19 protein-coding genes and 1 pseudogene are annotated in these 24,513 nt (G+C 43.5%); 17 read left to right on the top strand and 3 right to left on the bottom strand.

The features are described 5' to 3' along the window. Positions 1-130: 130 nt before the first annotated feature. From B9G69_RS15975 to B9G69_RS15965, 3 genes are all read left to right on the top strand, one after another. Positions 131-3,151: an outer membrane lipoprotein-sorting protein gene (locus tag B9G69_RS15975; RefSeq protein ID WP_088617203.1), complete on the top strand. Its 3,021-nt coding sequence runs from the start codon at positions 131-133 to the stop codon at positions 3,149-3,151. Between the two features lie 307 nt (positions 3,152-3,458). Beyond that, the gene (locus tag B9G69_RS15970) at positions 3,459-3,965 is read left to right on the top strand and encodes an Hsp20/alpha crystallin family protein (RefSeq protein WP_088615802.1); all 507 of its coding nucleotides are present in this window, start codon (positions 3,459-3,461) and stop codon (positions 3,963-3,965) included. 151 nt (positions 3,966-4,116) lie between these two features. After that, entirely contained in the window at positions 4,117-4,593 is a 477-nt protein-coding gene (locus tag B9G69_RS15965; protein WP_088615803.1) for an SRPBCC family protein, read from the top strand. 35 nt (positions 4,594-4,628) lie between these two features. Here the strand turns inward: B9G69_RS15965 and B9G69_RS15960 are convergent, their stop codons facing one another. Beyond that, entirely contained in the window at positions 4,629-5,546 is a 918-nt protein-coding gene (locus B9G69_RS15960; RefSeq protein WP_088615804.1) for a pseudouridine-5'-phosphate glycosidase, read from the bottom strand. A gap of 47 nt (positions 5,547-5,593) precedes the next feature. Next, positions 5,594-5,998 (bottom strand): annotated as a pseudogene (locus B9G69_RS18210) (VOC family protein). Between the two features lie 145 nt (positions 5,999-6,143). On the opposite strand from B9G69_RS18210, the gene wecB reads away from it, so the two are divergent. The 14 genes from wecB to B9G69_RS15890 all read left to right on the top strand — a co-directional run bounded on the left by wecB (position 6,144) and on the right by B9G69_RS15890 (position 23,272). Continuing rightward, positions 6,144-7,304 carry a non-hydrolyzing UDP-N-acetylglucosamine 2-epimerase gene (gene wecB, locus B9G69_RS15955; RefSeq protein ID WP_088615805.1) on the top strand — a complete coding sequence of 387 codons (1,161 nt, stop codon included), beginning with the start codon at positions 6,144-6,146 and terminating at the stop codon, positions 7,302-7,304. Between the two features lie 100 nt (positions 7,305-7,404). Next, a complete protein-coding gene (locus tag B9G69_RS15950; protein ID WP_088615806.1) occupies positions 7,405-8,142 on the top strand; it encodes a hypothetical protein in 738 nt (245 codons plus the stop codon). Next, entirely contained in the window at positions 8,142-9,524 is a 1,383-nt protein-coding gene (locus tag B9G69_RS15945) for a glycosyltransferase (protein ID WP_265437835.1), read from the top strand. The genes B9G69_RS15950 and B9G69_RS15945 overlap by 1 nt, the downstream gene beginning before the upstream one ends. Further along, the gene (locus B9G69_RS15940) at positions 9,521-11,284 is read left to right on the top strand and encodes a DUF2334 domain-containing protein (protein WP_088615808.1); all 1,764 of its coding nucleotides are present in this window, start codon (positions 9,521-9,523) and stop codon (positions 11,282-11,284) included. Before B9G69_RS15945 ends, B9G69_RS15940 begins: the two co-directional genes overlap by 4 nt. Next, positions 11,284-12,687 carry a hypothetical protein gene (locus tag B9G69_RS15935; protein ID WP_265437834.1) on the top strand — a complete coding sequence of 468 codons (1,404 nt, stop codon included), beginning with the start codon at positions 11,284-11,286 and terminating at the stop codon, positions 12,685-12,687. Before B9G69_RS15940 ends, B9G69_RS15935 begins: the two co-directional genes overlap by 1 nt. A 295-nt stretch (positions 12,688-12,982) precedes the next feature. After that, the gene (locus tag B9G69_RS15930) at positions 12,983-14,041 is read left to right on the top strand and encodes an HNH endonuclease (RefSeq protein ID WP_088614281.1); all 1,059 of its coding nucleotides are present in this window, start codon (positions 12,983-12,985) and stop codon (positions 14,039-14,041) included. A 322-nt stretch (positions 14,042-14,363) separates the two neighbouring features. After that, a complete protein-coding gene (gene bamA / locus B9G69_RS15925; RefSeq protein WP_254916731.1) occupies positions 14,364-16,766 on the top strand; it encodes an outer membrane protein assembly factor BamA in 2,403 nt (800 codons plus the stop codon). 38 nt (positions 16,767-16,804) lie between these two features. Further along, positions 16,805-17,311: an OmpH family outer membrane protein gene (locus tag B9G69_RS15920; protein ID WP_088614282.1), complete on the top strand. Its 507-nt coding sequence runs from the start codon at positions 16,805-16,807 to the stop codon at positions 17,309-17,311. 80 nt (positions 17,312-17,391) lie between these two features. Beyond that, a complete protein-coding gene (gene lpxA, locus B9G69_RS15915) occupies positions 17,392-18,216 on the top strand; it encodes an acyl-ACP--UDP-N-acetylglucosamine O-acyltransferase (RefSeq protein WP_088614283.1) in 825 nt (274 codons plus the stop codon). Then, a complete protein-coding gene (locus tag B9G69_RS15910; RefSeq protein ID WP_088614284.1) occupies positions 18,209-19,135 on the top strand; it encodes a Gfo/Idh/MocA family protein in 927 nt (308 codons plus the stop codon). Before lpxA ends, B9G69_RS15910 begins: the two co-directional genes overlap by 8 nt. Before the next feature lie 4 nt (positions 19,136-19,139). Next, positions 19,140-20,291 (top strand): lipid-A-disaccharide synthase, encoded by a 1,152-nt coding sequence (lpxB, locus tag B9G69_RS15905; protein WP_088617048.1) that lies wholly within the window; start codon positions 19,140-19,142, stop codon positions 20,289-20,291. Continuing rightward, positions 20,288-21,310 carry a tetraacyldisaccharide 4'-kinase gene (gene lpxK, locus B9G69_RS15900; protein ID WP_088614285.1) on the top strand — a complete coding sequence of 341 codons (1,023 nt, stop codon included), beginning with the start codon at positions 20,288-20,290 and terminating at the stop codon, positions 21,308-21,310. Before lpxB ends, lpxK begins: the two co-directional genes overlap by 4 nt. Then, entirely contained in the window at positions 21,282-22,163 is an 882-nt protein-coding gene (locus tag B9G69_RS15895) for a lysophospholipid acyltransferase family protein (RefSeq protein WP_088614286.1), read from the top strand. Before lpxK ends, B9G69_RS15895 begins: the two co-directional genes overlap by 29 nt. Further along, a complete protein-coding gene (locus tag B9G69_RS15890; RefSeq protein ID WP_254916732.1) occupies positions 22,163-23,272 on the top strand; it encodes a DUF3108 domain-containing protein in 1,110 nt (369 codons plus the stop codon). Before B9G69_RS15895 ends, B9G69_RS15890 begins: the two co-directional genes overlap by 1 nt. Before the next feature lie 37 nt (positions 23,273-23,309). On the opposite strand, the gene B9G69_RS15885 is transcribed toward B9G69_RS15890, so the two are convergent. Then, the gene (locus tag B9G69_RS15885; protein ID WP_088614288.1) at positions 23,310-24,440 is read right to left on the bottom strand and encodes a cyclic nucleotide-binding domain-containing protein; all 1,131 of its coding nucleotides are present in this window, start codon (positions 24,438-24,440) and stop codon (positions 23,310-23,312) included. Positions 24,441-24,513 lie beyond the last annotated feature (73 nt).

Here is a 24,513-nt window from a genome sequence, read left to right as displayed (position 1 = left end):
CTTCACGTGTTTTACTATCAACCTGTTCAGTCACTATACGAATTCCAGCACATTTTAGAGTGAAAAAATATGTCCGATAATTTCCTATCTGACGTAACCCTTGATCATAAGGACTCAGCGAATGTTGCGAATGCCTTTAAAAATTTCCAGAAAAGCTCTTGCCATCACCTCATTGATTGGCGTGATTACTTTAACCCTATTCAGTTTGCTGGCGCTTCCGAAGCTTACAACTCAGTACAGTCTTAAGCAGTTTCTGCCAAAAGATAATGCACTTCTTAAGTTGGATGAAAAAAGTCGACAGACCTTTCAACTTTCCGAGGTTCAGCCATTTATAATCACAGCCCGCGTAAATGAAGGAAACGGTGATTGGTTCAATCAATCCAAAATCGATGATTTAAAGCAATTGACGGAGCTTGTTGCGAACTATCCAGGAGTTCGTACGGCTTTATCCTTAGCAACAGTGCAAGGAGCTGTTTCTAGTGATGAGGGCTTAAGCGTCGGTCCCTTATTAAAGAGTATTCCTATTGAAAGATGGGCCGCAGAAACTTCGGCAAATCCTTTGATTGCTCCGACATTGATTTCCAAAGACGGTAAAACAGCATCGATCATCGTCAGCATCAATCGTCTGAACACTCATGAACTAACAAGCTTGCGTGAAAATCTGCAGGTTACGTCTTCAGCTTCTTTGCCATTTGCGAATGTTCAATTAGGAGGGACACCAGCCGTTCAAACGGATGTCGCAAAACTATTAAGCACTGAGCTTAGAAACTTTGTCATTCTGGGATTCGTCGCGTGCTTTATAGTGCTTGCTTTGATCTTTTCAAATTTTTCTCCGCTGTTGATATCTTTTGTGGTCATCATCTGCGCCAATATTTTAGTGGTTGCGGTGATGGCACTCGTCGGCCTACCGTTTTCTATACTTTCCACGACCATCCCAATCCTTACGACCGTGGACGTGGTATCGTTGTGTATTCATACGCTTCTTCGCTATGCCGAGGAAAAAAAAGCTTCGCCTGAAGTGTCTCACGAAGAGCTCGTCATGACTACGCTCCGCGCGATCTTTAAACCAAATCTTATCGCATCCACAACAACCATGATTGGCTTCTTAAGTCTATTAACAACAAATGTACCGTTGATTCGCGAATACGGAGTCACAGCGGCCATTTCTATTGTTATGGGCTGGATCACGACTACGATTCTCCTTTTCCCGCTTCTCTTATTTCTTAAAGGACCCACAGCTCGTGAGTGGGCTTGGGCCAAAGCTCGTTGGGGACTTTACCTTTTCCGTCGCAGCGGTATTTGGACGATTGGCATCATCATTGTATCTTTAGGGCTTGCATTCAAAGGCCACTCCCTATCTTGGTCAGCACGTCTATTTGATGACCTTCCACAAAATCATCAAGTCCGTTTATCCACTGAAACCATCGACAAAGAGCTTGGCGGGATGATTCCAGTAGATATCGAAATCGACGGCGGCCAAGATGCCTGGAATGACCCAAAACTAATAGCACGATTGGATGCACTTTCCAGTGATATTCGCAATACTGAGGGTGTAGGAAGCGTCGTTAGCCTTCCTGATTTAGTCGCGGCAGCAAGCTTTCATCATTCTCGCTTGCCCGCTAGTCGTAACTCCACGGCAGAGATATTCTTTCTGTATTCTCTTTCGAATGAAAGTCCTCTTAAAAATTTCCTGAACGCCGACAGCTCTAAAACGCGCTTATCGGTGCGTACGCAAGATTTACCGGGAAATAAATTGCATGAGCTTGTTCAAGAGCTTCGTTCTAAGACTGAAAAATCATTTCCAGAAATGAAAATTCAAGTGACTGGCATGGGTTCGACAATTCATGCACTGAACAATGACCTTTCCCACGAGTTGATCTTTGGATTCTGGCAATCCATGGCGGCAATTGTTGTCGTCTTGGTATTTGTTTTTAAATCACTTCGCTGGTCACTTGTCGCTTGTATTCCAAACTTAGTCCCGCCTGCAGCTTTATTGGGATTCTTGGCAATTTCGGAGACTCCCATTAAACCAAGTGTTGCCATTATTTTTTCGATTGCACTGGGCTTGGCGTTTAACAACACGGTGTATTTGTTGGCACGACTGCGCGCTATGCAAAAGAACACGAAGAGCGGAAAACTTGATATCGAAAAAGCTTTGTGGCTTGAGGGCAATCCCTGCCTGATCTCAAGTCTGACATTGCTTGCAGGATTTTCTGTGTTCATGGCCTCCTACTTTGCGATGAATCGAATTTTTGGTTTCTATATGCTTTTGTCGATGTTGGCTGGTCTGGTAGGGGATTTGATTCTTTTACCAACGATGTTGAAAAGTTGCCCATGGCTGCTTGGCCCTTTACGTTGGAAGAAGGAGAAAGTTATGGCAACAGCGGCATCTATTATCCTAGCGTTCGTAATCATCAGTGCACCTTTGAAACTGTGGGCACAAGGACTTCCCACTGCTGAAAAATTGGGACAAGAGATGAGTTCTCGTTTCAGTACAAAGGATGAAACCTTCGTAGCCGAGATGAAGATCATAGAGGCCGATGGATCATCCAAAGAACGTCAGATGCAAATTTGGCGAATGAGTCCTTCTAAAAAAGATCACTCAATGATGGTGCGAATGCTAAAACCCGCCGATCTGAAAGGTACGGCCTTACTTGCAACACTTAAAAACGATAAAGAAGAAAAATGGATCTATCTTCCTTCATCGAAACAGGTTCGTCGTCTGACTGGCGAAAGCAGTAAAGGTGGGATTTTAGGCTCAGAGCTCAGTGCCGAAGATTTCGACTTCAACCGCGACTCATCGGCGTCCACAACAGTAAAAAAAGAAGTCGAAGTTAAAGGTGGCAAATATTTGTTAGTAGAAAGTGACGTATCCGCGAGCTCTCCTAATTATTCTAAAATCGTCAGCTACGTCTCGGCGAAGGAATTTCTGCCAATTAAATCTGAATGCTTCGACAAACAATCTAAGTTAGTTAAGACGATCGAATTTGGTGACTACAAAAAACTTCCTGGTAATAAGTTTCGCGCGGGAACTATCAAAATTAGAAACGTCCAAAACAAACGGGGCACCGATATCAGCCTCTCTGACATCAAAATTAATCAGAACCTAAAGTCCTCCAAATTCTCTCCAAAAGCGCTTTCCGACGATTAGGCTGGATCAAACTCCAGCCTCCGATTTAACTTCATAAATATTTGTAATGACATTGTTTTTAATAAACTAATGAAGGCCAACTTGACAGGTTTTTCGAAATCACCAGATTGATATCGAAAATATTGAAAGGAGGTCTTATGACAAGTTTGAACTGGCGAACTTTATTTCAGGATTTAATTCTATCCCTAGGAATTATTGCACTTCTTGCCGTGCTCCTGAACACAACCGCTCACCATGATTCGATCGAATCAGCGGATTTTCTTGCAAATAATTTTCAACAACACACAACACAACAAGGAGGTATGAAATGAGAATGTTAACCACACCATATTGGACGACTCGCAGTCTTGCTTCGGACGTCTCCAGCATGTTTGCTGAAATGGATCGCTTGGCGAAAGTTTACGACGAGCGAGATTTTTCACCTGCATGTGAAATTGTTGAAGCAGATAACCATTTTTACATGAGCATGGATCTTCCGGGTTTGAAGAAAGAAGATGTAAAAATCGACATCACCGAAAATGTACTGACGGTTTCTGGCGAAAGAAAAAGAGAAACAAATTCTTCCGATAGTCAGAAATTTCAACTCTTCGAAAGAAGATACGGTTACTTCAAACGTTGTTTCACTCTGCCAAGTTCAGTGAATACGTCACAGGTGGAAGCCCGATATGAAAATGGTGTCTTGGAGCTTTACATTCCAAAGCTTGATGCGGCGAAACCACGTCAAATCCAGATTCAAACTGGCAAAACAGGAATCTTTGAACGTTTGTTAGGAAATAAAAAATCCGACGACATCAAAGATGTGAACGTACAATAAACGCATAATAGACCCAAACCACCTAATCCCTCTCTTGGTTGGCCTCGTGTCTAGCGAGGCCAACCATTTTCTCATTTAGAAATATTGCTTTCGTCCCATCGCCACCTTGGATAACATATAATCAATAATGATGACGATGGCCGGAGGGCAAATGAATATTGATCCAAATCTCGATCTTGTCTTGGAAAAAACGTTGGACGTGAGCGTTGATAAAGTTTGGGCGGCCTGGACGACTCCTGATCTTATCTGTAAATGGTTCTGCCCAGAGCCCTGGAAAGTTACTGAAGCCGAAATTGATTTACAACCAGGTGGTATTTTTAGAACCATTATGCAGTCTCCGGAAGGCGACAGATATCCAAATTTAGGATGCATACTTGAGGTTGTACCTCAAAAAAAACTAGTTTGGACTGATGCCCTTCACCCCGGATTTCGTCCTGCTCCCAAATTTGAATCTGGTGCTGGCTTAGCTTTTACGGCCGTCATCATGATGGAACCCGATGGCAACAAGACAAAGTTCACAGCCATTGGCCGCCACGCTACCCCGGAAGACAAGCAAAAGCATGAAGAAATGGGCTTCCATGAAGGCTGGGGACTTTGTGCCGACCAACTTGTGAACGTCATGAAATAAAACTAAAAGGGAGTGCCGCAAAAGCACTCTCTTTTTTATTCTCGGCAATAAGCAACTGCAATTTCTGCAGCTAATTTTGCGTTATTCAGTACAAGTTGAATATTTGTCTCAAGACTTTTTCCCGCTGTAAGTTCTTTCACTTTTCCTAGCAAGAATGGTGTTGAGTCTTTCCCCTTAATAGCTTTTTGATTCATTTCAGCTAGCGCGTCGTTGATCACTTTTTCCATCTCTTTGAAATCCAGTGAGTATTCTTTAGGAACAGGATTGGCGATAACAACCCCGCCTTTTAATCCAAGATCCCACTTTGCTCGAAGAATCTGCGCAAGCTCCTTTGCAGAGTCCACTTTAGAATCAACCTTAAATCCACTTTCACGAGTATAGAACGCAGGAAGTTCTGAAGTTTGATATCCAAGTACCGGAACCCCTTTGGTTTCAAGATACTCAAGGGTTAAACCAATATCTAAAATGGATTTGGCGCCTGCACAAATCACCGCCACATTTGTTTGCCCAAGCTCCTCAAGGTCCGCCGAGATATCCATCGATTCCTCTGCACCTCTGTGAACGCCACCGATACCGCCCGTCGCGAAAATTGAAATACCCGCAAGCTCCGCGATAATCATCGTACTGGCAACGGTGGTCGCTCCGTCTTTTTTCTGAGCGACAATCACCGGAATATCACGACGACTCACCTTCGTAATCTGCATTCCTTTTTTCGCAAAGCTTTCAATTTCTTGCCTTAAAAGGCCGGCCCTTAAAACTCCGTCAATAATTGCAATCGTCGCAGGTGTTGCACCGTTCTTACGAACTTGATCTTCAACCGCCAAAGCCATTTCAAAGTTCTGCGGATAAGGCATACCGTGCGATATAATCGTAGATTCCAACGCAACAACAGGTTGACCCGACGACAGTGCTTTTTCGACTTCTTGTGAGAGCTGGACTTTTAGATTTTTCATATTCGGCAGAATGACACTAATTCACTGGAACATCAATTTGAGGAATCTCATCCTGTAATCTCGTCATAACCGCGGCCTAAAAACTGAATCAGGCAAAATCCGTTGCCGAAGGGATCACTGCAGCCTAGGAGCTTGCCCCATGGGCGCACTAGCACTTCGCCCTCGATGATGGCGCCTGCATTCTGTGCTTTTTTAAGGGCCTTATCGATATCAGGCACTTCGATGTCGAGATGAACAGGCGTTCAATGCCGATTAAAATTACGTTTTATATCTGTATTTGGAACGGCCGCAGACGCTGGGGATTTGTGCAATAGGTAAATGGGTGAGGGAAAACCTAGAAGCTCTGTCACTCCTTCAAACGTGCGACCCACTTTTAAATCAAAACACCGAGTATAGAAATCACATGCTTTATTTAGATCTGGCACATCGATATTTATCAGCAGATTTCTCATAGAGTTCTCACTCCCAGTTATAATTGCAGGATGCAATACCGGCACGAAGTCCTACAAACAAAAACGCTGTCTTTCTTTCATTAAAAGAAGGAAATCTCTGTTTGGGGGTTGCGGAAAGTAACCGATATAAAATAGATTTCACTCCATGAAAACACTCCTCTTCGTATTCGGCACTCGCCCAGAAACTATTAAATGTGCTCCGGTTATTTTAAAAGCAAAGCAAGATCCTCGTTTTAAAGTTCTTGTATGCTCTACTGGGCAACATCGCGAAATGATTCGTCCTTTGTTTGATTTTTTTGGTATCAAGCCTGATTTTGATTTGGATCTTATGCGCCCGGGACAATCACTTATCGACATCTCAATGGGTGTTATGGCTGGCCTCAATAAAATTCTTTTAGAAAATAAAATCGACGCTGTCGTTGTTCAAGGCGATACAACGAGTGGTTTCATCGGAAGCTTAGTTGCATTTTATAATAAAGTATCTGTCGTACACATAGAAGCCGGTCTGCGCTCTGGTGACATCTATTCCCCATTCCCTGAGGAGTTTAATCGTAAAGGTACAGCCTTAGTCTCTAAAGTTCACCTAGCCCCGACGGAACCTGCTCGCGATAATCTTTTGCGCGAGCACTATCCCGCGGAAGACGTTTTTGTGACCGGCAACACTGGTATTGATGCTTTGTTTGAAGTGAAAAAGAAGATCGAATCAACGCCTTCTTTAAGATCAGAAATAGCCAGCAAATATTCGTTCCTAAATCCAAACCGCAAAATGATTCTAGTAACAGTACATCGTCGTGAATCTTTCGGCCGACCGATGGAAGAAGTGATGAAGGGCTTACTCGAGCTTTCTCGTCGCGAAGATATTGAGCTTCTTATTCCTCTACACATGAATCCCCAGGTGCGGGCTTCTGCTCAAAAAATCTTTGGCGACAACGCTCAGTGGATTGATAAAGGCGAAGCACCAAAAGCTGGCAATAAAATATGGCTGTGTGAGCCTGTCGATTATGTTCCATTCATCTATTTGATGGATAAGGCTCATATGATCATTACTGACTCTGGCGGTGTTCAGGAGGAAGCTCCTTCTCTGGGAAAACCGATCCTTGTAGCCCGTGAAAAGACTGAGCGCCCCGAGGCCATCGCCGCTGGGACTTCCAAATTAATCCCATTGGAACAGGGTAAATTTTACAAAATGGCTAGTGAGGTTTTAGACACACCTGAAATCTATAATCGCATGTCCCAAGCTAAAAACCCGTTTGGTGACGGCCAAGCATCCGAAAAAATTTTAAATATTCTAGAAACCAAACTTTAGAGAGTTTGGTTTTCTTACGTTCCATTTATTTCCATGAAATTTCTGCAGCGCCGTTGTAATCAAATTTTGGCTACGTTATACAACTAATGTAATCAAGAATTTGTCAATTCGGCGGTGGTTTATCGAACTCTTAGTACGTGTTCTGCGATATTCTGCTCTGAGCGCACTTATTTTCACAACATTTGTCACGACATCTGCTCAAGCATCCTTCACTTCAAGTGGAGAAATTTATTCGGAAACGAATTACGTTCCTCAGTATGGTTTACTGACGGATACGCAACTTCGTTACGTTTTCTTTAAGAACGGTCTTACGGCCGTGTACTTTGGAGCTGTGGTTCAGCGCCAAGATAAAACTTCTTCTGATCAAGATGCCCTTTACAACAAAGAATACCTTTTAGCTGAAGCTGGTTTCCGTTTCAAAATCTGGAAGAACCTGCATCTGTTGGCTGAAGCTCGCACTGAGGATCGCAGTCGCTGGGGTTTATACCTTGGAAATATGTGGATTTATCCCGTGAGTTCAGTAAGCATGTTTACTGAGTTTTATGCTGAAGGTGTTTTGATGCCTTCTTATCACCATGACCCTGTTTCCACCGGTTGGATTAAACAAGGTCTGCGCTTTCAAATTGATTCAAATATAATGATCGATCCTTACGTCGAGCTTTATGTTCGTCGCAGTCCAACACCTGATTTGGGACGAGACACTGAACAGGCTCGGGCCGGCGTGCGCTTTTTAGGTGCCTGGGAAAAATGGAGTGTTGGTTTGCTCGTGTATGAATCTTTCGTGAAAGACGAAAGAAGTCATAACGAGGCCCTTCTGTATTTCGGAGGGTCATTCTAATGCCTTTATTTGATGCTCTCTTTATCCTGCTGGCATTTACAGTTGTGGTCGGCGCATTAGTATTTACCTTGGACGATTTATTCATCGATATTTATGCGTTGGTTTTCAAAATGAAACCAAAAGTGGTAACTTCTGATTTCATCACTAAAATCAAACAAGTTCCTGAAAAGCATTTCGCTATTCTGATCGCGAACTGGAAAGAAGCTGAAGTTATCGCGCCGATGATTCGTGGTAACTTGCGCGGCCTACAATATTCGAACTACACATTCTTCTTAGGTGTTTATCCGAACGATACCGCGACCTGGGAAGCAGCAAAAAAACTTGAAGACCTTTTCCCACACAAGGTTGTTGTCATCGTTAATACTCAACTAGGGCCGACTTCAAAAGGTCAGATGCTAAACGAGATGGCTCGTCAAATCATCGACTCTGAAATTTCCATGGGTAGAAAAGTTGATTTATTCCTGATGCAAGATTCAGAAGATGTGCTTCATCCGCATTCTTTAAGCTTGATGAATTATTATTCTGCAAATGCCGATTTCGTACAAATCCCGGTATTTTCATTCGACGTTCCAGCGGCCTCATTGGTTGGTGGTGTTTACATTGATGAATTTTCTGAATCTCACACCAAAGATCTTTTGGTGCGGGAGCGTATGGGAGCCGCAATCCCCTCTGCTGGGGTTGGCACATGTATCGGAAAAAACTTGATGTTGAAACTGCAAGATGCACAAGAGGGTCAGTTCCTTAAAGAAGACACTCTGACGGAAGACTATCACTTAGGCATGATGACTAAGCAATTGGGCTTTAAGTCCAAGTTTGCTTGCGTTCAGTACGAAAAGGAAAACGGCAAAAAGGAGTTCATCGCGACTCGCGAATACTTTCCTCACATGATGAACGCGTCTATGAGGCAAAAATCTCGTTGGACTTTAGGAATCGCCTTTCAAGGCATGGACAACCTTTCTTGGAACGGAACCAGGATTGATAAATACTTTATGTGGAGAGACCGCCGTGGCCCTTTGAACAGTGTGCTCATCGTGTTCTCTGGTCTGCTACTGGTTATGTTTGCATCTGCTCGCGCCACGGGCCACTTGCCCGAGATCTTGCAAACCAACTTGTTTCAGGCGTTGTTATTCCTAAATCTTTTGAACATGTCAGTACGAGTGATTCAAAGAATGAAAGCTGTGTCTCGCACCAATGCACGTGTTCATATCGCCTTGGTGCCAGTGCGGTGGCTTCTCGCAAATATTATTAATATAGGTGCGACGGTAAAGGCTTATCGTCAGTACAAGGAAAGTATCAGAACAGGAAAACGTCCAGCTTGGATTAAAACTGAGCACCGCATGCCTGAAAACTTTGGAAAAGAGATTGAGGTTCAAAGTACATGAGACAAGTTTTTGCGATCATGAGTTTATTGCTAGTGATGAGCGTAGGAATGGCTGCAAATGCCGCTCCTTGCGTGAACATTTATTACGATCGCTCTCCAGATGCTAGTTACTGGATGGGTAAAACGTATGCGACATTCTTGCAGAACTTGATGGGGCATTTCCCAGAGTTCCAACAAGTTGTTTCAAACGTGGAATCGTACAAAAAAGGCGACATCGATAAATGTACGGCTACAATCTATATCGGTTCGTACTTTGATAATGCCATCCCTGCTGATTTCTTAGAGGACTGGGCAAATACGAAAACAAATGTTGCATGGCTTGGTTACAGCACTTGGAAACTTGGGAAAGCATTCGATGATATCTTTGGATATAGCTATGACAGAATCAGCGTTTTAGATCGTCAAAAACTAGATTTCAAAGGCCGTCCAAGCTTTTATAAGAACATTATCTATAAAGGTGAAACGTTCTTTAAATACGGTGAATTTAGCAAAACGCAACAAGGTCAATTCCTGGCAGAGTTTGAACAAAGCTTGTTTAAACCCGTAACTCCCACAAAATCTCAGGTTCTTGCTAAGTCAGTACAAACAGTCACTGGTGAAGAAGCTCCCTACATTTTGCGCGCTGGAAATCACTTTTACGTTGCAGATGTCCCATTTAGCTTTATGCACGAAGCAGATCGTTACTTGGTTTTCGCGGATGTGTTGTTTGATATCTTAAATGCAAAACCTCGCCATAATGAGAAATATGCATTCTTACGTATTGAAGACGTTCATGCATTGGTACCGCTCAGTTGGTTGTACATCACAAACAAGGTTCTTAAAGAAGAGCAAGTTCCATTGAACATCTCTTTGATCCCTATTTTCTATGATCCTTTGTACCAATACACAAATAATCCGACCGAACAGTTGTTGTCCATGGACCGCGTTCCGGCATTCATGAATTACATCCAGGATTCCAAAGCCCAAGGTGCAACATTCATCTGGCATGGGGTTACTCACCAATACAAAAACCAGTTCAATCCGCACTCTGGAACTTCGGGTGATGACTTTGAATTCTTTGATGTCGCTAATAATGGCCCTATCGCTGAAGACAGCGTTAGCTATGTAATGGATAAGCTGGAAGATGGATTCTCTGTCCTTCAAAAGGCTGGCGTTACCCCTAAGATCTGGCTTACTCCCCACTACCAAGCTTCCACTTTGGATAACATCATTTTCGCCAATGTGTTTTCTTGGAACGTGGGTCGCGTGATCTATTATAATTTTAAAACTGATGGTTTGAACGCATCTCAAAATCCGGGTCTGTGGCTTGAATCCAAAGCCGCCAATGGTTCGCAATTGCGCGATCAGTTCTTTAAAAACCTGAAGGTCACGACGACTTCAAAAAACTGGAGCGGTCAATACTTCCCCTACGAAATCTTTGGTGACGTTCACGGACAACGTTTGATTCCCGAAAATTTGGGGAATTCGCAGCCATTCCAGAATGAACACGTAACCAACCCACGCAGCAAGGAAGACATTGTGGCGGACGCTAAAAGAAATTTAGTTCTGCGCGACGCCTGGGCTTCCTTCTTTTATCACCCGTTTTTATTCACGACTTATGAAGACGGCGGACGTGGTTCTTACCCAGGTGATGCAAGTGAACTTCGTTTCATTTTGCAAGAGCTTAAAAAGATGGGCTATCAGTTCATCGATATTAACGATTTTATGAATAAGAATACGAAATTAAAAAGACCTGAACCAATTTATAAGGATGTCCGTTAATGAAAAACCTTAAACACCTTCTATTGCTTTGTGTAATAGCACCAAGTCTTGCTGTAGCAGCTCTTAACTTGCCTGCACCTCAAGACCTTTTGACGAAAGCAGCGACAAACCGTACAGCTTTGCGCGAAGTTATTATGGATCTTGATCTAAATATCTCAGAAATGAGAGACGCAGTTACCTTCGACAAATACTTTGCGTTGCTTGGCGAACTTCAAAAGCAAGCTAACAAAACGAACCTAAATCAATATTATCCGAACGCCGTCGAGCAACTTGGTTTGCACATGGTTTCAAATGGTATGCGTTGGTTGGATTTGTCTAAAGATTCTTCTGAAAAAGTTCAGTACTATGTGACTTGGATGGATGCTGATGCTTTGGGACGTCTTCTTGCCGTGGTTGAATACCAACTCGACGTAGTTAAAGATCCCTCAGCTCTACAAGCAATCTCTAAAAACATCGAGTCGATTCTGCCACTTGTAGACCAAAAATCTAGCGCTCTTCCTTATGTTCCTGCTGGCTTCCGTCGTCTTCAGTCTGACATCGCAGTTAGCATGCTTAAGCAAAACGCGATGACTTCAGAACAAAATCAATTCTGGATCTCACAAATCAAGATCTCTTCTTCACTGTCTGAATATATCGACGTTCTAAACCAAGGCATCTATGCTTTAGGCACTAAGAATAAGACGGATGGCCATTTCTATTTGAACCAATTGGCTCTTTTGAACAAACAAACCACAAAATTGACTGACAGTTCACCAGCTTGGTTGGTTGCGGGTCTTGGTGATTCTACGATCGAAACTTTGCTTCGCATGGTTCGTTTCGAAGAAAGCATCTCTGCCGAAGAATTCACGGGCGCAGTTAATACGCTGTCATTGCGTCATGCACAAAGCTTGGTTCAACAATGGATGGCTCAAGACACCATCCCATCTGGTACTTACTCTGCGAAATACATCGAGCTTTCCAGAATCCTGGTTGAAATGTCTCGTGCTAAAGGTGCAGCTAAAGACTCTGACGACTTGGCTAAGTGGCTGGGTCAAAAGTCTGCCCCCGTATTGGCTAAGGAGTACAACTTAGAAGGTGAATACGCTCTGACTGATAAAAAAGGTCGTTCTTGGAAATTCACTGTCGCAGTTGCCCGTGAAAACATGTTGATCGCAGCTTTGTCTATGCAAGGTGGCGTGGTTTACAAAGCTTTCTTCAATGTTGCTTACAACATCAAAGGTTCAGGCTTCGTAGCTTCTCAACGTGAACAAGACGTGGATCAAGATCAAAATCCGCCAATTAAGTTTGACTACAAAAATGGCGTAATGACCGTTCAAGATCCATTCGGTCGTGATGGCCTATCTACTTTGACTGGCAAAAAGGTTCAAAACTTCACAAATATGTGGGGCATTTCTGATTTCTGATTTGTGCTCGGCAGGACTTTTTTTGTTTCCGCTCTGCCAGGGAAAGCTGTGTCATGTTTGAAACGTAATGTTGAAATTGTTTGACGTGGTTTTTTGATCTTTTAGGGCTTTTTCTTAAGGATTTCTTTTCTTCATCGAGGTCCTTCTTTCTGGATTGTTTTCCTGTTCTTGTTGCGCTTATGGGTGCGTTTAACATCCTATTATGGATGCTTTTGCGAATGGGTTCTGTTTCTGATTTTACTTAAAAATGAACTTTAAAATACTGTGATACAACTTCTTCAAGTTAGGAGTTGTTATGGATCTTACTCAAGTTGCTAATGCTGAAATTTTAAATCGTGTTGAAAAGCTTGCGCGCACTGAACGAAAAATCACTCATTTGATTCTTTGGCATTTGGTTGAAGTTGAAAGTCGCCGGTTGTATTTGGAGCTTGGGTATACTTCTTTGTTTAAATATATGACTGGGCATTTGAATTATTCTGAAGATGCGGCATACCGCCGGGTTCAGGCGGCGCGATTGCTAAAGAAAGTTCCTCAAGTGGATAAACTTATTGAGTCAGGGGATTTGAATCTGACTCAGATGACTCATGTTCAGAAATGTTTAAATAAAGAGCTGGAGCAAGGGAATTGTATTTCGGTTGAAAAAACGGAGGAAGTTCTCGCACTTGTTCAAAATAAAACAAGTTTTGAAACTAAAAAGATTTTGGCTGTGGAGTTCAATCAACCTATTCGAGCTCACGAAGTTATACTGCCTCAAAAAGATGAATCTGTTCGTATGGAAATTACATTTTCATCTGAGCAAATGGAAGGGCTGGAACACGCCAAGGAATTGCTCTCCCACGTATTACCAAATCCTACTTGGGCAGATCTGATTTCGTATTTAGCTGAAACGCAGATTCAAAAGCGTAGGGGGAAATCCCGAAACACAGATTTTATTGAGAAAAATGAAATTGCTGAATACTCCATTCGTGAAACTCGTGCTGTAGGTGAAGTCGAAACTAATGATGAAGTCGTGATTGAGGTTGAAGCCAATACGGCCGGAGCGTCAGTTGAAAGCGTAGGTAAAGTAGAAGGTGCCAACGCGAAAACAGTGGTCGCAGACAAAGTCATCGTCAAGGGCGCTGGCGCACGAAGGGCCATTAAAATTACGACGCGCAGAAAGCTACTCGCTAACTCAATGGGGCAGTGTGAGTTTGTTCATGACAACTTCGGCAGATGTACAAGTAAGTTCCAACTTCAGGTTGATCACAAAATTCCGTTGGCTTTTGGTGGAACGAATGACTTCAGTAATTTGCGCATCTTGTGTGGGGTGCACAATCGGGCGGAGGCCCAGAGGTTGGGAATTTTAAAGCATTAGGCAGGGACGAGTTGTGAATGTGACAGGTGAAGAGGGGTGTGAATCATGAGGTGTGAATCATGACACGTGAAGTGGAGCGAATCATGACACACCTCTTCCTGGCAGCGCGGTTGTCGTTTCCCCAGGTGTCGGAACCCGCTTAGTTCTTGAGCATAATGGTCTGCATCCAGAGCCTTGTGCCGCGTCACTGTGGGCTTTTTTGGTGTACTGGACCTTGGTCATGGGCTACGATTTTCGAGTTTAAATGGTAACTATCGAGAAATCTTTGAGATTTTTGAAAAATGAGCCTCTGGTGGCCTCTCGATTTTTGGAGAATTGAACTTTGATTAAGCTTCTTTGTACTTTGTTATTAGTTACTGCCACATCGACTGCGATGGCGGCTCCTAAAAAGAAAACTGCAGCTCCTAAAAAAAAGGCCGCTGCTGTTTCTCAATCTTCTAATGCTCCTTCAGGCATCATTGTTAAATCCATTGAAGTTGCGGGGAACCGTAAAATCGAAAAAGATGCGATTCTAACAAAGATCACTTCAAAACCTGGTTCTGAATTTAGCAGTGCCGCTGTTCGCGCAGACGTCGAAGCTCTTTTTAAACTTGGCTATTTCAACAATATCGAAGTGGATCGCCAAGTCACTGGTAAAGAAGCCGTCCTGACTTACAAAGTTTTGGAAAAGCCTTCGATCATTGAAATCACGTACGAGGGTAACAGCGAGATCAAATCCGAAGACATCGCTGAGGCGACAGGCATTAAAGCTTACCAACTTTTGAACATGTCAAAAGTTAAAGAAGCGGTCGAAAAAGTTCAAAAACTTTACGAAGACAAAGGCTTCTTCTTGGCTCGTGTCGATGCAGAAGTGCAAAACATCACGAAAGATGAAACAGTTCGCCTGGTTTTCAAAGTTCATGAAAACGACAAAGTTAAAGTTCGTAAAATTACGTTCTTGGGTGCAAAACACCTGACTGAAACTGAACTGAAAAGCAAGATGATCACTCAAGAGGGTGGTTTCTTTTCGGCGATGTCAGGCTCTGGGCAATACAAACAAGAAGCCTTCGATCGTGACGTCCAGATAGTACGTTTCATGTACTATAACCAAGGTTACGTTCAAGCTAAGATCGATCGTCCTCAAGTTACAGTCACTCCTGATAAGAAAAACATCTATATCACATTCCACGTTGAGGAAGGTGAGCAGTATACTGTGGGGGACGTTGATTTCGCTGGCGACATCCTGTTCCCAAAATCTGAACTTTATGAAGCCATTAAAATCGATGAAAACGGTGTTTTCTCCTATGAAGTTTTGCAAAAAGACATCAGCGAGTTAACGGCTAAATACGGTGACTTGGGTTACGCGTATGCCAACGTTATTCCTCGTACGCGTGCGAATGACAAAGAACGCAAGATGGACTTGGTGTTCGAATTCGACAAAGGCCAAAAAGTTTACTTCGGTAAAATCAATGTGGTTGGTAATACGAAAACACGCGATAAGGTTGTTCGTCGTGAGTTGAAAGTGCGCGAGGGCGAGCTTTACAACGAAACACGTCGTCGTCAGTCGCTCGAAGGTATCCAACGTCTTGGTTTCTTTGAGGACGTCAATTTCAAAACCTCGATCGATTCTGAAAGAACCGATGTGATGAACGTTGATATCGCGGTCAAAGAGCGTAACACAGGACAAATCCAATTGGGTGCTGGATACGGAACATCTCAAGGTTTCACTTTGCAAGGTTCCGTTCAACAGACGAACTTCTTGGGTAAAGGTCAAAACTTGGGTGCGAACGTGAACTTGAGTGGTACAGGAAGTTACTACAACCTGTCGTTCACAGAGCCATACTTCAACGACACTGAGTGGTTGTTGGGTGCCGACGTTTATCAAAGTATGAATACCGGTCGTTCGGACTATGACGAAAAACACACAGGTATGGCGATCCGTATGGGTCACCCTGTGGCGGAATTCACACGCGGGTATTTGCGTGCGAAGTACGATAAGTCAGAACTCGAAGAACGCAGAGATGCGAATAAAAATGTCATCACGGATTACGATCTTTTTCCTTTGAGTACGGCTTCTGGCGAAACTATTTCTTTGACGGGAACATTGGAGTACGACACGCGTAATGACCGTTTCTCTCCAACTAAAGGTATCTTCGCATCCGTATCTTACGAATATGCGGGCTTTGGCCAATTGAAGTTCAACCGTGCAAGTACAAGATTTAATTACTTTAAAAACCTATTCTGGGATGTGGTTTGGAGAAATGATATCCAGTACGCACGTATTGATGGTATCGACGGCCAAGTCGTTCCTTTCAATGAGTTGTACTTGTTAGGTGGACCGTATTCTTTGCGTGGCTTCAGATCTTACCGTGTGGGAAAAATGAAACGCTCAACGAAGATCTATAACGATTCCCAACAAGCACCTCCCGTGGGTTCAAATGCGACTCCGGCTCAAGCCGAAATCTTGGCTTGGCGTTTCTACGGTGGTCAACAACAGGCAATGTTTAGGACTGAATTGCAGTTCCCTTTGGTTAAAGATGCTGGCATCATGGGAGCTGGATTCTTTGACACGGGTGCCGCAGACGATGTTCTTGAAAGCGGAAGTTTCTACTCTGACGTCGGTTTTGGTCTTCGTTGGTATTCCCCGATTGGGGTGTTGAGATTCGAATGGGGATTCCCATTGAATCGCGATCCGAACTACCACGATGCTTCGGTGTTTGAGTTCTCGATTGGTCCAAGTTTCTAATTTTATTTTTGAACGTAATATTTAGGGAGGAATTTTAGATGAGAAAAATGGTTGTTACAGCAGCTGTATTCATGATGGCAGTAGCTGCGCAAGCGGCTGAAGGAAGCAAAGTTGGTTTCGTAGACATGCAGAAAGCTATCCAAGCGACTTCTGCAGGTAAGAAAGCAAAAACTGAACTTGAAGGCGAGTTCAACAAAAAGAAAAAAGATCTTGAGAAAAAAGAAGCTGATCTGAAAAAGATGGGTGAAGATCTTGAAAAGAAAAAATCAGTTCTTTCTGAAGAAGCGCTTGGTAAAAAACAAGCTGAATTCCAAGAAGAAATGATCAAATATCGTGATGTCGTTGGCAAAAGCCAAATGGAAATCCAAAAGAAAGAGCGTGAACTAACTGCTCCGATTTTGACTAAGATGAAAACTGTGATTGGTAAAATCGCGAAAGACAAAGGTTACACTTTGGTTCTCGAAAATAACCAAGGAGTTTTGTACTCTACTGCGGACTCTGACCTTACAGACGAAGTGATCAAGGCTTACGAAAAAGAAAAATAGTTTTGAAAAAAACAAAAGGGCCTTCACAGGGCCCTTTTTAAATTCAAGCATTGCAAAGTTGCATTTAGGATACAGTTTACATGGCAAATTATAAAGTACACCCTACAAGCGTCCTTTCCCCAGATGTTGAGTTGGCCGATGATGTTGAAATCGGACCTTACTGCCTTATCCAAGGTAAGGTAAAAATCGGAAAAGGAACTTACGTAGAAGGTCACGTTACTCTGGGTTCTCGCTACGGTATTTTGGAAATCGGTGCGAACAATCATTTCTGCCCAGGTGCCGTTATCGGTGGTGCTCCTCAGGATATTTCTTATAAAAACGAACCGACGTCTCTTATCATCGGGAACAACAATATGTTCCGTGAGTTCACGACCGTGAACTTGGCAACAAGCAAAGGCGATAAGAAAACAGAAGTCGGTGATAACTGTTACTTCATGGCTTACACTCACGTGGGTCACGATTGCAAATTGGGTAACAACGTTATCTTGGCGAACAATACGCACTTGGGTGGTCACTGCGAAATTGCAGATGGCGTATTCATCGGTGGTATGAGCGCATTGAATCAGTTTACTAAAGTTGGAAAAATGGCCTTTATCGCGGGTTCAAGTATCGTGAATAAAGACGTGATTCCATTCTGTCGTGCTCAAGGTACTTACGCGACGATTCGTGCGACAAATAAAATCGGTTTAGCCCGTAAGGGTTACGACCGCGCTGAAGTGATGAATGTGCATAAAGCGATTCGTATCATCATCATGGGTTCGCACACAGTCGAAGAAGGCATCCAACGCATTCAAGAAGAATGCACCATGAGCCCTAACATCGAATACTTCATTAACTTTATCCGTTCTTCAAAACGCGGTATCGCGGTTGATAGAAGTCCAAAGAATTGGCAAGAAGATGAGTAAAAAACTACGTGGAGCAGTCGTGGGCGTGGGTTACCTTGGTAACTTCCATGCTCAAAAGTATAAAAATAATCCAAACGTTGAGTTAGTGGGTGTTTGCGATCATTTCCCAGCTCAAGCAGATAAAATCGCCGCAGAATTGGGTGTTAAAAGTTATCACCGTCCCGAAGACCTGATCGGTCAAGTGGACTTGGTGACAATCGCAGCCAGCACTCAAAGTCACTATGACGTGGCAAAGCTCTTTTTACAAAATGGCGTGCACGTAAATGTCGAAAAGCCCATCACAGCCACGGTATTTCAAGCTGAAGAGTTGGTAGGCTTGGCTGAAAAGCACAAAGTAAAATTGGCCGTGGGTCACATTGAAAGATTCAACCCTTCCGTGAATGAGCTTAAGAAGCACATGAAAGATGTGAAAACTCTTGAGTTGATAAGAACGGCTCCTTACAAAGCACGCGGTGCTGATGTCAGCGTTCTGCATGACTTAGCCATTCATGATATGGATTTGTTGTACTGGTTGACGGGCAGTGAAATCGACACAATGGTCGCTTCGGGCACGAAATTGGTTTCTCCAGCTTTGGATACAGCTTCAATTTCTTTCAAAATGAAAAATGGCATTCATGCTATTATCACTGTCAGCCGTGTTTCACCTGTGGGCCAACGTTCCATCCGCGTTGTTCAGGATGATTGCACGATCTTCGCCAATACGGGCATCCATGAACTTGAAAAAGTTGAAAAAGGATCGGGCGGCGATGAGCTGACTAAAGTGACGAAGTGGACTGTTGAAAAAGCAGATGCTTTGCAAAAAGAAACTGATGCATTCATTGATGCTGTTCTTAACGATAAAGCTCCTCTCGTTACTGGAGTAGACGGATTAAGAGCGTTGCGTGCAATTGAAGACATCGAAAAAATGATTGGTAATTAATAAAATGGATCAAGTACTGTTCGTGGCCGCCGAGGCCTCCAGCGTCACATATGCTCAAAGAATTCTTGAGACCTGGAAAAAGCAAGGTCGCAAGATCCATGCTTTTGGTGTCGGTAGCCAGGACATGGAAAACCTAGGCTTTGAACGCCTAGGTAAATCCGAAGAAATGGCTGTTGTCGGCGCTGCGGAAATTATCGCAGCCTACAAGCCTCTTAAAGCCGTCTTTGACAGCCTTGTTCGCGAAGCTGAAAAACGCCGTCCAAAAGTGGCAGTAGTGATGGACTATCCTGAATTCAACTTGATGCTTGCTAAAAAATTGCACGCCCTGGGAATTCCGGTTGTTTATTATATTTCACCGCAGGTATGGGCATGGCGTAAGGGCCGCGTTCATACCATTAAAAAGTACTGCAAAAAAGTTTTTGTTTTGTTCCCATTTGAAGTTCCCTTCTATGAAGAGCACGGAGTCCCGGTTGAATTCGTGGGCCATCCTTTATTGGATGAGTTGGACGAGCGTTTGATTGACGACGAATCCTATTTGAAAATTCATCGCAACCAAGTTGGCATCCGTGATGACGAGATCGTTTTGGGTTTGATGCCGGGAAGCCGCCGTTTAGAGCTTAAACAGCATTTCCAAATTCAACTGGATGCGGCTCGTATTCTGTCTAAAAAACATCAAAATTTAAAAATCGTGATTTTGACGGCGCCGACTTTTTCGAAAGAAAAAATGCAAGATTACCTAGAAGATTTCCGCTTGCCGTATATCTTATTAAAGGACGAACCTTTCCGCATGATCCACTTGGTGGATATGATGTTGGTAGCGTCTGGAACGGCCACTCTGCAAGTCGGTCTTTTGCAAAAACCAATGGTCATCATGTACAAAATGAAATGGCTAACAGGTATCTTCGCCAAGCTTCTGGTGCGTGGAACTAAGTACTACGGTTTAGTAAATTTGATCCTTGGAAAAGAAGCCGTGCCTGAAAGATTCCAAGGGGACGTAACGGCAGAAAATATGGCGGCACTCTTGGATCGCTATATTACAGATGCTGCTTACAAAGCCACTGTGAAGAAAGATCTGGCTTCTTTGCGCCAACACCTGGGTGACAAGGGTGCTACCAGCCGCGTGGTAAAAGCATTGGATGAGTATTTGACAGTATGAAAACCTACCTAAAGCCGCTTTCATTTCTTTATGACCGTATTGTGGGAATTAAAAACTCACTTTACGACCGTGGAGTTATTGGAACTTATAAACCCGACGTTAAAGTGATCAGTATTGGTAACTTGACGGTGGGTGGCACGGGGAAAACGCCGATCACGGATTTCTGTTTAAAGTCTTTGGTGGCTGACGGGAAAAAGGTGGCAGTGGTCAGTCGGTCTTATCGTGCGGATGCTTCAGCTTCCACACGTGTGGACGTCACCCATCCGCATGCAGCTCGTTATTACGGCGACGAACCGGTTTTGCTGGCCCAAGCAAATCCCAACGTGAATGTCTTTGTTGGTGATAGCAAATGGCAAACAGCAGAATATGCAACAACCCATCCCAATCATCAACCGATCGATGTCATTGTAGTGGATGATGGATTCCAACATCGTAAACTTCATCGCGATTTGAATATCGTGATTTTGGATGCGACGGAGCCTTGGTCAAACTATTCGGTCGTACCAGAGGGCCGCGCCCGTGAATCCTGGGACGGTTTGCAGCGAGCGGATGTCATTTTATTTACGAAGTGCAATTTGGCTGACGAAGCTAATTTGAAGCAAGTGAAAGAGCACCTTCCATCAAATAAGGAAGTTTTGTACTTTGGTTACGAGATCGTCGATTTGAACAATGGTGTCGATGTTGTGCCGACGGGAACTTTAAATGGTAAGAAGATCTTTTTGGTTTCTGCTATTGCAAGACCTGATGTTTTTGAAAAAATGATGAGAGCTTACGGCGAGATTTCTAAAAAAAGTCTGCACTACCGTGACCACCATCAATATACCAACGAAGATGCACAAAACATCTGGACTGAATTTGAAAAGTCCGGTTGTGACTATCTTGTAACAACTTCCAAGGATGCGGTGAAGTTGCGTCGCCTGTTGCCCGAGCCCTCTAAGCTTTGGAGTACCAATTTACAGGTGACAGAGTTTGGGACAAAGGGACGTCTTCATGAAATTATTGGTCAGCTTTTTAGCTAAGTTAGGAATCTTTTTAAGCAGCATCCTGCCTCGCCGTATTCAGAGACTCTCGGGTTCCTGGATAGGTTTTTTGTGGTGGGATATCTTTGGCTTTCGAAAAAAGATCGTTCTGAACAACTTAGAGATCGCATTTCCTGAATGGACCGTAGCTGAAAGAAAAAAAGTGGGCCGCGAATCCGTTTATCAGCTGGGCTATAACTTCGGAGAGTTTTTCTTTATTCCGAATATGGACCGCCAGTGGGTGGATAAGAATGTTGTATTTGATGGCCTTGAAAACTATGAAAAAGCCGTCGCAATGGGAAAAGGATTCTTTTATCTGACGTTGCATTTGGGGAATGGTGATTTGGCAGCAAATGCTCTGTCAGTCATTGGCCAAGACATTAATATTATCACCAAAAGATTTAAAACTCAGTGGTTCGATGATCTTTGGTTCTCAATCCGCGGAGCGGGGGGCGTGAAGTATATCGATGCACACGGTCCCACGAATGCCTTTGATATTTTAAAAGCCCTAAAACGCAATTCCGGTTTGGTGTTCGTTTTAGATCAATACATGGGGAAACCCTTTGGTGTTGCGACTTCATTTTTTGGTAAACGCACGGGTACGGCCTATGGTCTGGCCCTCTTTGCGCAAAAGACAAAAGCTCCTGTGTTGCCGATTTACACCTATGAGGGAGCTGACGGGAAAGTTCATGTAGTTATCGAGCCAGCTATGGACTTGAGCCCCTCAATCGTTGAAGATAAGGACCAGAGCATTGTGAATCTGACTCAGTCCTTTAATGATAAGCTCGAGTCAATCATTCGTAAGCATCCAGAGCAATGGATGTGGGTTCACAGACGATGGAAGGATTTTTAGTGAAGAGATTTTCTTTAATTGCAGGCGTTGCTGCTATTTCTGTACTGACTGCGTGTTCGACTTCATTCTTGAAGTACGAAAAGGAAGATCAATTAAAAAAAATCGATGAGTTCGATAAGGCCGTAAAAATCGAGGAACCATCGACGCCAGCAGAAACAGATGCGCCGGCTAAGACAGCTGCAGCAGCCCTCGGTAAAACTCACGAGGAAACGAAACCCGCGACAACAAAGTCTGATGCAAAAAAGAAAGCGGTGCCTGTCGTAAAAGCTGATAAAAAAGCAACAGCCAAGGCTTCGAAAAAAGGGGCTAAGGTAACAACGGCTGCGCCAACAGCTGCAGCTCCGACACGCAGACAGCCCGATATTGAAGACGATGCAGGTTTTAATGGACGTCGTCCCATTGTGGACCCGTTCCGTGTCGGCGAAGAAGTTACTCACGAAGTAAGTTATTTTAAAATGGCTGCTGGTGAGATGAAGTTTAAGACCTTGCCGATGGCCACAGTCAACGGTCGCAAATCCTATAAACACAATATCGCGATCAAAACTATTTCGCTGTTTGCTTCTGTGTACACGGTCGAAGACAGTGTTGATATTTTCATGGACTATGATGACGTTGTACCAACGGTTTTTGAACTTCATGTGAAAGAATCAGGTCAGCTGCGCGAAGCAAAAATGCTTTTCGATAACGTCAAAAAGATGGCGACATTCTGGGAAAAGAAAGTCACTAAGCAAGATGGTGAAGAAGAAAAAAGAGAACAGTGGGAAATCGAAGAATACGCGCAAAACGTATACAGCTCTATTTTCTATATGCGCATGTTTCAATGGGAAGTCGGTAAGGAATACGCCTTCCGCGTTTCCAATGACAAAGAAAATCTAACATTCTCGGGAAAAGCCTTGCGTAAAGAAATTTTGGATACCGAGTTAGGTCCGATGAAGGCCATCGTGATTCAGCCTAATATTACGCTCAAGGGTAAGTTTAAACCCATCGGAGAAAATCTGATTTGGCTTTCCGATGATGAACATAAATACATCCTAAGAATCGAAGCTAAAATCAAAATTGGAACACTGGTATCCCAGGTCGTTGCGATCAAACCGGGAAAAGCTCCTTAGCTATAAATAGAAAAGCCTGCTGTGAAGCAGGTTTTTTTTATTTATTCTTTTGATCTCGGGATATTCGCTCAGCAGCCAATGTTTCGATCACCTTAGCGAGCACTAAGTTTTGCGCTAATGTTCTATAGAAAGCATTTTGTTCAATTTCTAAAAGGACAGTGTCACGTTGGGTTGTGACCGTTGCAGTTCGCACGCCTCCCGTCATCAACAGAGAAATTTCACCAAAACAAGTTCCTTGGTTTAGAACATTGATGTTTTTCCCATTCTGGCTAATCACCACGGAACCTTGGACAACGATGTAACAGGTATTACCAGTTTGTCCTTCATGGAAGAGCACTTGATTCGCTGGTGCCTGCACCAATCGGCCCGTAAAGATCAAAGCGTCTAAGCTGTCCGTTGGAAGATCCTTAAAGAACGGGGAGGTTGCCAGTGCTTGCATGACCCAGAAACGATGCTGCAGGGACTGAGCTTTGTCAGATTTAATCAAGGTATCGTATTCCGGCAAATGTTGAACACGCAGAATCTCGCAAGGAGAATTGGTGATAACATCCGCGTTCCTTGGTTGATTTAGCAAGAAACCACGTTCTCCGAATAAAGCTCCTTGCCCCAATAAGGCAACCAACTGTCTGCGAGTTTCACTGATCACTTTGTAAACCGACGCTTGGCCCTTTAAAAGAACAAAGATCTCCCGTGAAGTTTGACCGGCATAGGTGATGCGAATATTGGGTGGAACAGAAAAGACATCAGACTTTTGCAAAAGATATTTTGCTAACTGCGGATCTAAGGAGCGAAAGAAGGGCAGTGTCGATGGATCGGGTTGTGTTTGACGCCCTGTCATCACGTCAATCGAGCTAAAAACCAACGGAGCATCATCAGAATTTACCTTCTTAAAGTACTCTAGCAAGTTCGGATTTAGAATCAGGCGTTCCGTGACCAAAAATTGAATCAAGTTATACAGTTCGCGAAAGCTAACCAGCCAACCTTGGCCTAAGAAAAACTGCACAAGGGCTTCAATCGAAATTCCGGTCTGTAAAACTTCCAGATAAGAAAATTGCAAAGCATTGAGCTCAAAACTGCCCAAACCCGAGGGCAAATGAACGGTTCCGCCATTTTGGTGTTTGACGGTTTTTAGGGGTTTTAGCTGAATCAATTCGCGTTCAATCTTCATCGTGTTCCTTATCGGAAAAAACGAGGCTTTATTTGCCACGGCCTTGGTCTTGAATATTTGATCCAGACCCCAT

The organism is Bdellovibrio sp. SKB1291214, from assembly GCF_002209355.2.
Lineage (GTDB): Bacteria > Bdellovibrionota > Bdellovibrionia > Bdellovibrionales > Bdellovibrionaceae > Bdellovibrio.
The sequence above is the reverse complement of the archived record's forward strand: the minus strand, read 5'-3'. Positions and strand labels throughout refer to the sequence as shown.

Coding starts and splice junctions, on each gene's coding strand:
- B9G69_RS15975 (WP_088617203.1), top strand. CDS start 131: ATGCCTTTAAAAATTTCCAGAAAAGCTCTTGCCATCACCTCATTGATT.
- B9G69_RS15970 (WP_088615802.1), top strand. CDS start 3,459: ATGAGAATGTTAACCACACCATATTGGACGACTCGCAGTCTTGCTTCG.
- B9G69_RS15965 (WP_088615803.1), top strand. CDS start 4,117: ATGAATATTGATCCAAATCTCGATCTTGTCTTGGAAAAAACGTTGGAC.
- B9G69_RS15960 (WP_088615804.1), bottom strand. CDS start 5,546: ATGAAAAATCTAAAAGTCCAGCTCTCACAAGAAGTCGAAAAAGCACTG.
- wecB (WP_088615805.1), top strand. CDS start 6,144: ATGAAAACACTCCTCTTCGTATTCGGCACTCGCCCAGAAACTATTAAA.
- B9G69_RS15945 (WP_265437835.1), top strand. CDS start 8,142: ATGCCTTTATTTGATGCTCTCTTTATCCTGCTGGCATTTACAGTTGTG.
- B9G69_RS15940 (WP_088615808.1), top strand. CDS start 9,521: ATGAGACAAGTTTTTGCGATCATGAGTTTATTGCTAGTGATGAGCGTA.
- B9G69_RS15935 (WP_265437834.1), top strand. CDS start 11,284: ATGAAAAACCTTAAACACCTTCTATTGCTTTGTGTAATAGCACCAAGT.
- B9G69_RS15930 (WP_088614281.1), top strand. CDS start 12,983: ATGGATCTTACTCAAGTTGCTAATGCTGAAATTTTAAATCGTGTTGAA.
- B9G69_RS15920 (WP_088614282.1), top strand. CDS start 16,805: ATGAGAAAAATGGTTGTTACAGCAGCTGTATTCATGATGGCAGTAGCT.
- lpxA (WP_088614283.1), top strand. CDS start 17,392: ATGGCAAATTATAAAGTACACCCTACAAGCGTCCTTTCCCCAGATGTT.
- B9G69_RS15910 (WP_088614284.1), top strand. CDS start 18,209: ATGAGTAAAAAACTACGTGGAGCAGTCGTGGGCGTGGGTTACCTTGGT.
- lpxB (WP_088617048.1), top strand. CDS start 19,140: ATGGATCAAGTACTGTTCGTGGCCGCCGAGGCCTCCAGCGTCACATAT.
- lpxK (WP_088614285.1), top strand. CDS start 20,288: ATGAAAACCTACCTAAAGCCGCTTTCATTTCTTTATGACCGTATTGTG.
- B9G69_RS15895 (WP_088614286.1), top strand. CDS start 21,282: ATGAAATTATTGGTCAGCTTTTTAGCTAAGTTAGGAATCTTTTTAAGC.
- B9G69_RS15885 (WP_088614288.1), bottom strand. CDS start 24,440: ATGAAGATTGAACGCGAATTGATTCAGCTAAAACCCCTAAAAACCGTC.